A 13,314-nucleotide genomic window follows, 5' to 3' on the forward strand; every position below is an offset into this window, starting at 1 on the left:
TCAACGGCTTCCTCCTTGTCCCGCCCCGAGCGTCGGCTTCAGGTTGATGCGCAGCGACGCGTTCGGGTTGCGTTCCTGCTCGTTCCTGCCCCGGTGGTTCAGGAAGTCGTCCATCCACGCCGGCGCGGCCGGGGATGCAGAGTGCACCGGTGGCGGCGCGACGACCAGCGGGTTTTCCCACACCACCATCGGGGGAGTGGAAACCAGGTCCGGCGCGGGCGCGATGCTGCGTTCGCCGGCGGCCAGGGTGTCGTCCATCACCCCCACCTCGTCGTGCCCCAGCCCCGCGGCATGGCCCAGCTCGTGGGCGATGACGCTCAGCAGGTCCATCTGCCCCGCGGCCGGGCCGGTGCCCGGCACCAGGAACTCGCGATCGTCAGTCGGCGTCGCGTCGACGAACCAGCCGTGGCCGGCGGCGTCCACGTCGATGTAGACCACGCCGTCGTCGTAGGCGCCCAGCTGGTCGCCGGCCAGGTCCACCACCTCGAACGCCACCGCGCGCATGGCGTCCAGCGTCGCCTCGTCGGCGGTGCGGACCCAGCGGCGCAGGGCTTCCTCGAACAGCGGCTGGATCTGCGCCACGGTCACGGTGGAATCCGCGCCGCGCGCGTCCGGCGTGCCTGCGGCCCTCAGCATCGCCGCGCCGCCGCCCAGCGCGGTGAACTGCGGGTCGTTGGTCTGCAGCGAGACGTCGTCGAAGGTGCTGGCCGCCCCGCGGGTGAACAGGCCCATGCGTCCGTCGACCGGAACGCCGTTGTAGGCGTGGCTGAACGCGACGGAGCCGTTGACGCTGACGGTCACCACGCTGTAGCGGATGGACAGCGACAGCGTGTAGTCGGTGCCGGCCACGATGTCGCGCGCGGCGACCTTGTCGATGACCCAGCCGTCGCGCGGCGTGCGGTGGCCGACCAGCACCTGGTCGGTCGCGGCGTCGATCGCGACGAACTTGAAGTCCGACGGGCCGTAGTAGTCGAACACGAAGCCCGCGCGGCCCTGCGTGTTGACGATCGCGGACAGGTCCAGCGTGGCGCCGGGCTGCAGGCCGTCCACCGCCAGCGTCGCCAGGCTGATCGCGGGTTCGCTGCCCGCACCCGGCGCGCCCCGGTAGCGGCCGCCACTGACCGACCACGTGCCCGTCGTGGCGTCGCCGTACAGCGGGCCGTCGCCGGATGCGAACTGCTCCTTGTGCTCGAAGGTGATCGTCGCCGGCAGCACGCGCAGCGAGACGTTGTCGAAGGTGCCGCGCGCCTGGTCTGACCCCATGCCCAGCAGGCCCTTGTTGAGGCCGTAGCCCACGCCGTCGATCACGCGCGGCGCGTAGGTGTAGCTGAAGTAGGCCTTGCTGTCGACCGTCACCGTCACGTTCGTGCCGTTGACCGCCACCAGCACTTCGTAGGCCTGGTTCGGCTTCACCTGCGTCGGCGACTGCGCGTCCAGCACCCAGCCGGAAGCGGTACGGTGGCCCATCTCGATCTTGTTGGTCGAGACGTTGATGCCGGCGTACTTGAAGTCGGTGGGCGAGAAGTAGTCGAAGATGACGTAGGCGTTGGCCTTCCAGCCGCCCGTGGGCTTGTCGCTCTGGACCGAGGCGACGACCTCGTAGTAGGTCGGCAGGTAGGTGTCGTGGTACCAGACCGCCACCGCGGCGCTGACCGTCGTGGCCGCGGAGACCGACAGCTTGCCGCCGGTCACGGCGAAGCTGCCGCTGTCCACCGCCATCGCGTCCATCGTGCCGGCATTGAAGTCCGCCGTGCGCCGGACGTCGCGGCCGCCGCCGGGGATGTTGCCCGGCTGCGGATCGGTCGGCCCGCCGGTCTGGTCCTGCCAGTAGCCGTGGTCCTTCTGCGTGATGAGGCCGATCTCGCTGTGGATGCCGCCCATCAGCCCGTTGACGTTGCTGTACTTGTCGTCGCCGTTGCGGTCGCCGGTGTCCGCGGTGCGCGTGATGTCCGCGCCGTCGCTGTACGCCTGCCCGTAGAGGAAGTCGAACAGCTGCGGCGGCACCTGGCGGCTCACCGTCGACATGCCGAACGGCGAGAACGGCACGATGTAGCTGTTGAACTCGCCGACCCAGTCGATCAGCCGGTCGCCGCCGGTGTTGCCGATCAGGATGTCCAGGCCCGCGCCGCCGAAGACCCGGTCTTCGTACGAGACGTGCGTGTCCGGCGCATCGTTCAGCGCGCCCGTCGTGTCGTAGGAGACCGCCTTCGCGCCGATCACGTCGTCGGCGTTCATGAGGTCGTTGCCCCAGCCGCCGTAGATGTGGTCGCGGCCGGTGCCGCCCACGAGCCAGTCGTTGCCCAGGTCGCCGAAGATCGCGTCCTCGCCGTCGCTCTCGCGGTACTGGAAGGACGACAGGATGGGCGTGCCGTTGTTGTTGAACTGCGTGTAGCCGCCGATCTTCACGCCCTCGTTCTCGGCGAAGTTCAGGAAGTACTGCTTCAGGTCCAGCAGCGTGCCGCCCGGAGGCAGCGGCGTGTCCTCGTCCCACACCGCGCCCGACGTGCCGACGAACAGGATCGTGCGGCGCGGGTCGTACTCGTCGTACAGGAAGAACTCGCCCAGGTGCGGCTGCACCGGCTTGGGCGCGTTCCACGGGTCGGTGTCGTCGCCGAAGTACAGCAGGTTGCCCGGGTTCCACGGACGCGTGAAGTCGGTGCGCACGAGGCCGGCCACCTGGCCATCCGCGCCGAAGCGCACCGTGTACGACTCGGACAGCGCTTCCGCTCCGCTGATGGCGTCGTCGCCGGCGCCGCCGTGCAGGAAGTCGTCGCCCAGGCCGCCGAAGATCACGTCGTCGGCATGCATCGGGTCGAAGCGCGGGTTCTCGCCCAGGCCCAGCGCCACCGGCGACAGCGAGTACGGCGTGAGGTCCACCGTCTTCTTCAGCTCGCCGGCGATGTTGAGCGTCTCGGTCTGGTGCTGGCCCGGGGTGTACGCGAACTCGTTGATCACGTTGCCCTGGGTCGTGCGCGTGTCCGGGTCGGACGCGAGCAGTGCATCGACGCCGTAGAGGCTCTCCGCGTTGGCCGCCACCGAAGTGTTGCGGCTGGTGGAGATGCGGCCGTCGTCGCCGATCACGCCGTCCTGCCCCGTGCCGCCGGAGATCCAGTCGCTGCCCCAGCCGCCGATGATGTCGTCGTCCTGGCCGTCGCCGAAGGCGATGTCGTTGCTGGCGCCGAGGTAGACCGTGTCGTCGCCCGCCTCGCCGTGCACCTCGTCGGCCCCGCCGATGTCGTAGCGCGCGTTCAGGCCGTTGACCGTGAAGAAGCCGGCCGCGGCGGCACCGAACAGGTCGGGCCGGTAGGCCGGACCGCCGGGCGTGTAATCGAGCTGGCTGACGCCGCGCACGATGATCTTCTGGTCGCCGTATCCCTGGCCGGGGTACAGGCTGTTGTTGTCGTACTTGAAGGACAGGTACAGCTGTCCGGGCAGCACGCCCTGGCCGTCCACGTGGTTCAGGCCCACGAGGCGGACGATGTTGCCGTTGTCGCCGAGGATGGTGTCGGCGTCCAGCGAGTGGCCGTTCGCGACGTGCGTCACCACGTCCTGCGGCGCATTGGTGCCGGCCGCATTGGTCAGCGTGGCATCGCCCAGGTCATTGCGCGCGGCGTTGGTGCCGGCGCCGCCGAACAGGATGTCGTCGCCGTCGGGCCGCTCGTGCTTCAGCGGGTTGGCGTTGGCCGCCAGGCCGAAGTGCGAGGAGCTGCCGCCGACGATGTCGTCCTGCCCGAGGCCGCCGAACACGACGTCGTTGCCGCCGCCGCCCTCGATGTAGTCCTCGCCGTCCGTGGCCGCCTCATACGAGGTGACGACGCTCAGCGGGCCGATCGGGTCGTTCACGCCGCCCGGGGTGCGCGTGGCCCCCACGTGCGCCGTGGCCGCGAAGGCGCCTTCGATGCCGCCGTCGCCCTGCACGACGTCGTTGCCCAGCTGGCCGAACACGAGGTCGTGCTTCGCGCCGCCCGCGAGGTAGTCGTTGCCGAAGCTGCCCTTGCCGACGAGGCCGCGATCCATGTCGATCGTATGCAATGCCTTGTAGGCTATCGTGTACTCGGCCCACCACGGCGCGCCGTCCGGGTCGCGGTAGTTGCGCGGCGTGCCGTCCACCAGCAGCAGGCCGCTGTTGGCCGCCGTGACGGTGCCGAAGCCTGCGGGCACGGGCTCGTCGGTGCGGCTGTAGATCAGCGTCCCGGCCAGCGTCTGGAAGCGCGTGCTGGTGATGTCGCCCGGGCGGCGCGTGAGCGCCGTCACGTTGTCGCCGAAGACCAGGTCGTCCGCCTCGTCGCCGTCGGCCATGTCGTGGCCCGTGCCGGCGACGATGATGTCGCGGCCCAGGTTGCCGAAGATCACGTCGTCGTCGCCGTTCTGCAGTTCCGCCGAGTGGATGCTGATCAACGTGCCGAGCGCCGTCGTCTGGATCTTCTGCGGGCGCGGATCGGGCAGGTTGGGATCCGCCACCGCCTGCACGATCACGCCGTGGTCGCCGAAGATGATGTCGTCGTAGGCGTACTCCGGTCCGCCGGTCACCGTGCCGGCGCCGTCGCCGTGGATCACGTCGCGGCCGGCCTCGAGGCTGTCGCGCACCGGCGACTTCACCGGCTGGAAGGTCGAATCGCTCGCCTGCAGGTCCGGGTCGACGCTCGGCGCCGGGCTCGCGTCCACCGTCGGGATCGTGAGCGCGCGCGTGAGGATGTCCACGTTGACGCCCGAGTCGCCGTAGATGTGGTCCACGCCGCGCTGGCCGAGGATGGTGTCGTCGCCGGAGCCGCCGGCGAGGTGGTCGCCGGCCTGGCTGCCGATGATCACGTCGTTGCCGGCGCCGCCGTAGGCCGTGAAGCCCACGGACGGCAGGTTGGCCGCCGCCACGCCCGCGAACAGCGCGCTCGCGTCGATGACGTCGTTGCCCGCGTACGTATACGGGTTGGCGATCGGGAACACCCACTCGTTGTCCTCGTTCTCGCCGTCCGGCAGGTACGGGAAGGGATCGAAGGGCTTGGGCCCGAACTCGAGGCCGAGCCGGTCGTAGCTGTGGCCGGAATACCAGACGCCGTCCTGGCTCGTGTCGCCGTACACGACGAGCGGGCTGTTCGGGCCGGCACCACCGGAGATGGTGATGTGGTCGCCGCCGATCTGCCTGCCACCATCGAAGCGCGCGTCGAAGCCGAACACCTTCACGGTGGGATTCGCCGCGCTGGAGCCGACGGAGGCGCTCAACGCGGCGCCCTGCAGCTTCATGTCGCTGGCGGAGAGCTGGGCGACGGTGAAGCCGCCCGCCACGCCTTCGATGTACACGACCTGGCCCACGTAGAAGCCATCGGCCAGCCAGCTGCCGCTGGTGCGGGACAGCGTGTCCACCGTGACGGTCAGGGCCACGTCGGCCTCGGTGCGCAGGGCTTCGGACACGTGCAGTTCGCTTTCCGCCGTGGCGGTCGCGAACGCCGGCCCGGACAGGACCATCCGCGAACCCGTTCCCCAGGTGGCGAAGGAGCCGGCGGGCTCCAGCCCCGCCCGCGCATCGGCGAAGCCGAGGATGACGCGCGTCTGCGCCTCGCCCGCCAGCTGGATGTGCTGGCCGACCGCGTAGCCGTCCGCCTGCCAGTTGCGCCCGTCCATGCGGGTCAGCTCGTTGGCGCCCGTGACCGTCTGCTGGTGGAACTCCCCTTCGGTCTCCAGGTACAGGTTGCCGCCGCCGTGGACGACGGTCAGCGAACCGTGCGGGCCCTGGACCCAGAACAGCTTCGTCACGTTGACCTGCGTCGCGAGCGGCACGCCCAGCAGCTCCATCGTGTCGCCTTCGATGGACAGCACGCGGTACTGCACGGCGTTCTCCGCCGTCCCGATGGACACCAGGTGCCCGGCGAGGAAACCGTCGTCCTCCCAGTCGGCGCCGTCGCGGCGCGTGACCACGCCGCCGGTGGCCGTCTGGGTGACGTCCACGGCCAGGTTCTCGATCACCAGCGCATCGACGGCCGTGATCTTGCGGTCCTGCAGGCCGCTGGGCAGCGGAGCGCCCGCCAGCACCAGGATGGAGTTGTCGTTCGGGTCCTGCAGGCTCACGAAGCCGCCCATGCCGTCGGGCACCAGCTCGATCGCATCCTGCACCTCGACGACCGTCCAGGTGCCCGCCACGCCTTCGATGGAGACCTGCTGGCCGGGCAGGAAGCCCTGCGCCTTCCAGTCGAAGCCTTCGCGCTGGATCGTGCCGCCGGAAGGCGTGCCCGTGAACAGGAACTCGTTCTCCGCCGACACGAAGGGCGCCGGGTTCAGCGTGCCTTCGATGTCGAGGTGGTCGTTGCCCTCGCCCAGCATCAGGTTGACGACTTCGATCGTGCTCTCGTTGTTGTCGGTGCCGAACCCGCCCGAGCCGAAGTTCACCTTGCCGAAGCTGATGCCGCCCGGGAACAGGCTGGATTCGCCGAAGGTCGGTCCCGCGATGGGGCCGAAGTCCAGGTCCTCCGCCATGCCGAAGCCGCGCAGCGTGGTCTCGTCCATCGTGCCGGTGCCGTCGGCCTGGCTGGAGTCGTTGAAGATGTTCAGCACGTCGATCTGCTGGCTCTCCGGCGGCTGCGCGCCGATGGCGATCAGGAACGTGTCCTTCTCGCCCGGCAGCTTCACGCCGTTGGTGAGCGAGCGGTCGGCGCCGGTGGGGCCGCCTTCCACCGCCAGCGGGCCGCGCAGCTTGGACAGCATGTGCGTCGAGACCGGGAAGATCTTGACGCCCTCGCGCATCGGCGGCACGACGAAGTCGGTGTCCGCCTCCAGCACGATGTTCTGCTGCTGGTACCAGTCGGCGCCGGTGAAGGTCGCCTGCGCGGCGATGCGCACCACCTTGACCTGCAGGGAGCCCCCCGTCAGCCAGGCGGGCAGCGCCGTCTCGCCGGTGAACTGCAGCTTGGCGTCCTTGCTGTCGTTGTCGCCACGGATCAGCTGGATCTTGAGTTCGACTTCCTGCAGCGGGTTGGCGAGGTTGATCACGCGGACCCACATGCCTTCCAGGAAGCCTTCGCCCAGCCAGCCGGCCTCGTCGGCGGCGAGGTTGCGCAGCAGGTACTCGCCCGGGAAGTCGTCCGTGCCCGGCGTGACGCCGTAGGAGACCGTTCCCTCGAACACCTCGATGCTCGCCAGGTCGCTCAGGGCCACGTCGTCCGCCGACGCGCCGAGCGCGCCGGTGAGCAGCGTGCCCAGGGTGATGGTGTCGTCGGTGACGGAGAGGATCGTGAAGTCGCCGTCGTTGCCGGCGCCGCCGCCGCCGATGCGGATCAACTGCCCCGCATGGAAGCCCTCGTCGATGAAGCTGCCCAGGTCGGAGCCCGCGCCGCGCGTCAGCGTGGATTGCACGCCGTTGGTGCCGAACACGATGGTGCCGGAGAAGACCTGGATGGGCCGGAAGCCGCCCACTTCCACGTAGTCGTCGGGCGTCACCGCCACGCCGTCCACCGAGACGATGTCGGCCAGGCCGTCGGTCAGCAGGGCCACGTGCACGTCGTCGGTCGGCTGCCGCGTGAGGCGGATGTCGTAGTCGTCGTTCACGCCGGAGCCGGCGGGGACGTCGGGGACCAGCACCGTGCTGCCGCCGCTTTCCAGCACCACCGCGCCCGCCGTCTCGTCGTCGATCACGTCGACGTCCAGCAGCTGCAGGCCGGAGCGCAGGTTCGGGAACACGTAGTTGGCGTCCGTCGTGGCGGCGTTGCGCTCGAAGCGGACCACCGCGACCTGCGGGTCCTCGCGGGTGGCGTCGTCGCGCGCCTCCACCCCGAGGCGGATGGCCGCGTCCCAGCCGGCCACGCCGTTGTTGGTGAAGGTGGCGCGGCCCACGACCACGCGGTCGTTCACCGCGTCGTAGGTCGGGTTGGCGAAGATCTGCAGGCGGCTGTCGCCCGCGATGTCGAAGAAGGCCATCGCCTGGTCGGCGAAGTCGTTCAGCACGATGTCGATCACCACCGTCGTGCCGAAGGCGGGATCCTTCGCCAGCTGCAGGCGGATCTCGTCCTTCAGGCCGGTCACCGCCGTGCCCTCGACCACCAGGGTCCGGCCGTCCTCGTTGCCGAGCGCGTCGACCTCGGTGACGTACACGCCCGGCGTGTCGTTGTCGCGGACCTCGACCTCGACGTTGCGCACGTCGGCATCGTCGTAGTCGTCGGCGTTGGAGATCACCGTGTGCTGCACCACCACCACGCGGTCGCCTTCGGCGCGTGGATCGTCCGGCGCGTAGACGTAGACGGTCTGCACGTCGTCCCAGTTGGTGTGGTCGAAGCGCAGCACCAGGGCGCGGTTGTTCACCTGCGTCGGCACGCCGTTGACCAGCACCGTGCGCTGGAACTCGCCGTCCAGCGGCGCATCGAAGTCCGCCGGCGGCAGCGCCGACAGCCAGATCGAGTCGCCCTCGCCATTGGGCAGCGGCGCCGGGTTGGAGAAGGTGTTCTCGTCCTCTTCCTGCGTGGTGCGCGCGGCCGAGACCGTCACGTACACCACCTCGCCCAGCAGCAGTTCGCGGGCGAGCCGCACGGTGTAGCTGTCCACCTGGCGCGGGCCGCCTTCGCGCACCGCCGTGAAGCCGTCGGCGCCCTCGTCGATCACCACGATGCCTTCGCCCGCGGTGGCCACGTTGTAGTCGAAGCCATCCACCACCAGCCCGTCGTACAGCGCGTCGTCGGAGCTGACCAGGTGGTTCACCGCGCCGGAAGCGCCTTCCAGCTCGCGGGTGATGATGTCCTCGACGACGTCGCCGGTCACGTTGATCGTGTCGGAACCCAGCCCGCCGATCACGCGGTAGGCCACGCCGAAGGCGGTGGACTGCACGAAGAACTCGTCGTCGCCCTCCAGGCCGTCCACCTCCACCACCTCGACGTTGTCGTAGCGGACGTTGAGGCCCGCGCCGAAGATGCCGTCCTGCGTGATGGCGATGTCGTCCGCGAACTCGGTGCCGAGGATCACCAGCTTGTCGAAGCCGGTGCCGCCGTCCACCGAGACGGGCGCATTGACGTTGTAGCGCACCTCGTCCTGGCCGCCGCCGGCGCGGATGTCCGGCGCCTGCGCCACGGAGAAGCCCAGGCCGATCTGCGGCGTGGCGACGCCATGCTCGTCGAGCACGATCGTGTCGTCCGCCACCGTCGCCGTGAGCATCAGGTCGAGGAAGTTGATGCCGCCGTCGCGGTTCACGTCGAAGGGGCTGATGCCCACGCCCGCCGGCGGCAGGGCCGCCAGCTTCGCCAGCAGGTCCGCCTTGTACGTCGGCGAGAACGTGCCGATGAGGCTGGAGGGCAGCGCATTCACCACCTGAGCCAGCGTGAAGCCGGGGTTGGCAAGCCGGATCTCTTCCAGCTTCTTCAGCACGGCCACGCCGCCGTCCAGGTCCGCCTTGTCCTGCACGCCGTCGTTGTTCCAGTCGAAGTCCACCGTCGCTGCAAGCGCGAACGCCCGCACGATGAACAGGTCGTTGTCGTCGTCGCCTTCCAGCCGCAGTTCGGCCTGGTTGGAGTAGACGCGGAATTCGTCGTTGCCGGTGCCGCCGTGCACGAGCATGGGCGCGTTGCTGCCGGCACTGAGCCAGCCGCGCGTGGTGGCCACCAGGTTCGGGAACACGTCCTGCGCCAGCAGGTTGCCGTTGGCGATGTTGCGCTTCTCGCCGAACACCTGGCCGACCTGGAACTGGTCGTCGCCCGCGCCGCCGTCCAGGGTGGTGGTGACGGTGCTGTCGTCCGAGAAGAAGGCGTCGTTGCCGCCGCGGCCCTCCACGGTCAGGCGGCCGTTGAGGCCCGTGTCGTAGTTGATCCGCTGGACCTCGCGGCTGTCCTCGTTGTTCTGCACCACGTCCTGGTACTCGGCGAGGTTGCCGTGCAGCAGGGCCACGTAGGCAGGGCTGTCGGCGGTCTCGCCGGGCAGGGAGGATGCCGAGCGCAGCACGAAGATGTCGTCGGTCGCGTACTTCGCGTGCGTGACCGGGTCGCTGCCCGAGAGCGGGCTGTCCAGGCCGTACACGAAGGCCTCGTCCACCCCGTCGTGCGGCTGGCCGCTGTCCAGGATGTTGACGACGTAGTTGCGCTCGTCGGCGCCGTTGCTGCCCAGCGTGAACACCTCGTAGGTGTCGCTGTCGGCCTGGCCGTCCAGCGTGAGGGTGTGCCGCGGGTCGAGCGTCGGAACGCCGTTGACCAGCGCCACGGTGACGTAGGTGTTCGTCACCGGGTTCAGGTAGCGCGTGACCGGGGAGGTGATCGTCGCCGTGTCCTGCAGGAAGTACACGGAGAAGCGGTCCTCGCCGTCGTTGCCCGGCGCGGAAGGCGTACCGACGGTGCCCGCCGTCTGGCCGCCGTGCACCCGCGTCATGGACCCGAGGTAGATGTAGCCGTCCAGGCCCCACGTGGTGGTGCCGCTGGCGCCGGTCGCGTCGCCGAACTGGATGGCGTCCGCGTCCCCGTTGCCCCAGATGTTCGTCCGGTGCGTGGGCCCGGTCAGCACCTCGGCTTCCGCCACGCCGATCGGGTTGGCGCCGGACGTCGTTCCGGCCGTGACCAGGTGCGCGTTGGCGATCAGCCGGCCGCGCAGGACCATGTCGGTGCCGTAGCCGGCATCCGGGTCCGCCAGCAGGTTGTCGCCGTCGTAGAAGTTCGCGTCGCCGAAGATGTCGATGCCGAGGTTGGCCACGACCTGGCTGTTGTCGTCCAGCGCGATGTCGTCGCCGACCAGCAGCGTCACGGACCCCTGCTCCGCGAACACCTGGCCGTGCGCCACGTTGCGCAGCGCGTCCGGCTGGTTGCCTGGGTTGGTCGTGTTGTCCTCGGCGAAGCGGGCGGAACCGGCAGCGAGCAGCACCAGGTCGTCGTTCTCCGGCAGCGCGCCGGCGTCGCGCACCGTCAGCCGGATGTTGCCGGTGTACGTGTGCGCCAGGACCAGGCGCAGCGTGTCGCCCGTCTCGGCCAGCCAGATGCTGTCGGCCGCCTCCAGGGAGACGTCGCCGGTCGCGTAGAACGAGGAGTCGATCTCCAGGTCGTTGCCCGCCGTCCCGATGTCGGAACCGGTGCCGTTGGCGTCGATGTCGACCGAGTTGCCGATCACGTCCGCGGCGAAGTCCTTGTCGCCGGCGGCGCCGCCGGGGCGGCCTTCCAGGATGGAACCATCGACCGTGCGCAGCGCCACGTCGCCTTCGGTGTGGACGATGTCCACGCGCATGTTGGCGATCAGGTCGCCCAGGAACACGCCGTTCGTCGATGTCCCGTCGGTGTCATCCACCGTCAGCACGCCCGTGGCGTTGTTGCGGTCGACGTTGATCTCGAGGAAGTCGGTGGCGAGGCCGACGCCGCCGGTACCGCCGGCGGTGCCCGCGGTCATGGTGATGTCGTCGGCCGTGACGTCGATCGTCTGCTCCCCGTCCGCATCCAGGATCCGGACCGGCGAGAACAGCGTCACGTCGCCGCCGGTGGAGTGGATGTGGCCGACCAGCATGTCCCCGGCCACCTCGGTCGCCGTGATGTCGCCGTTGGTGGTCAGGAAGATCTGCTCGATGCCGTCGGGCTCGGAGGTGCCGCCCGTCCAGTCCACGTCGGTGTGGACGATGAAGTCGATCACCGTGTCGGGAGTCGTGTCCAGGCCCACGCTGGCGCCGTAGGGCGAACCGCCGATGGACGTCGTCGCGTAGCTGCGCGGCTCGCCGAAGAAGGCGGTCGTGGAGACGTGGCCGACGTCGATGTCGTCGCCGGCGCGCACGTCGGCGAAGGTGTAGACGGAGTCGACCTCGTCGTACCCGGTGCCGTAGCTGCGGCGGATGAAGTCGTACTGCGAGCCGTCGAACTCGTCCGGGCTGAAGTGGTCGAAGTACTCGTCGGAGCGCGCCTGCTTGGTGGCGAGGTCCGGCGGGTTGTAGGTCGCGACCGTGATGCCCTCGATGTCGGACAGGTCGTCGCCCGCCCGCGAGTCGTTCACCACCACGTCCACGTCGTCGCCGGCGCGGATGCGGTCGATGGTGACGGCGAGGTCGCCCAGGGCCGGGTTCTCGGACCGGTCGTGCAGGGCGATGTCCAGCACGGCGTCGCCGCCGGCGTCCGCGAACAGGTGCACCTGCTTCAGCGTCGGCGTCTCGCCGCGCTCGGTGGCGTGCGTGATCCGCATCAGCTCCACCATCAGGGCGCTGCGCGTGCCGCCGCTGGCGTTCTGGTTGCCGATGTCGCCGCTGGCGTCCACGTCCAGCTGGTTGGTGCGGATCAGGCCTTCGTCGAAGATGGCGGGCGGCAGCGCGCCCTGCTCCACGACCAGGTTGCGCTCGTCGACGCGGATGTTGCCGCGCTGGTTCTCGATCGTCGTCTTGCCGATCGTGTTCTCGATGCCGCCGAGCAGGATGATGTCGCTGTCCTCGTTGCCGTCCGCCTCGCGGTTGCGGATCTGGACGTGCGTCTGCGGATAGAACAGGTTGAGGTCGAACTCGAACGTGTTCCCGATCGCGCCGGCGTTCATGGCGACGTTGTTGCCCTTGCCCGCACCGTCGTACGGAATGGTGTCCACCACGATGTCCACGACGGAGGCGCCGTCGCTGGTGTCGATGTGGTTCACCACCAGGTCCAGGGTGGAGTCGTTGACCAGGCGCACGTAGTCCCAGGTGCGCTGGCTCTCGATCAGGCCCTCGTTGCCCCAGATGACGCCGTTGCGCGGGAAGCTGACGTCGTTGGCATAGAAGGTCACCTTGCCGGCTTCGTCGTAGATGATGTCGTCCAGGATCACCTGGGTGCCGACCAGCGTGTCGCCGACCTGCTTGCCGGCGTTGGCGCCGAGGAACTCCACGTTCACCAGCTTGGTGATCTTGCCGTCCGCGTCGATCTCGAGTTCGGGGTTCGGCTCGCCCAGCAGGATGACGTGCGATTCCCAGAAGATGTGGCGGTCGGCGTTGAGCGCGCCAGTGCTGCCGTTGTCGTACTCGGGCCCGATGAACACGCCGTGCGCATTGCCGATGCCGGCGGCGGAGACGCCGTGCTGCTCGGCCTTCACGTCCAGCTGCGCGGTGCGCAGGATCGCCTCCCACTCGCCCTCGACCTTGGCCTTGGTGGTGGTGGCGGTCGAGGCGTTGGCTTCGGAGTAGCCGCCGATGGCGTAGAGGGCCGCGTCGGCCGTGGCGTTGCTGACCACCTGCGAGAGGCGGGCCTCGACGAGGATGTCCTCGTTGCCGGTGATCTCCGAGCCGTTGCGCAGGATCACTTCGCTGTCGCCCCGCACCTGGCTGTTGGTGCTCGCGATCGCGAAGCCGCCGCCGCCGCCGACGTCCGTCTCGGCGAACGAGGTCGCCTTCAGCTTGTTGATGTCGGCGGAGACCACGACGTTCGTGCCGAC

The 13,314-nt window shown here is 69.4% G+C and carries 1 protein-coding gene (only partly in view); it reads right to left on the bottom strand.

What is annotated here, in order from left to right:
* Positions 1-13,314 carry the final stretch of an OmpA family protein gene (locus H8N03_RS21140; RefSeq protein WP_187078205.1) on the bottom strand. The gene runs 22,029 nt beyond the window's last position, so 13,314 of the gene's 35,343 nt are visible here — the last part of the coding sequence; its start codon lies beyond the right edge, outside the window; it ends in the stop codon at positions 1-3.

The organism is Ramlibacter cellulosilyticus (assembly GCF_014297465.1).
GTDB classification, from domain to species: Bacteria; Pseudomonadota; Gammaproteobacteria; order Burkholderiales; family Burkholderiaceae_C; genus Ramlibacter; species Ramlibacter cellulosilyticus.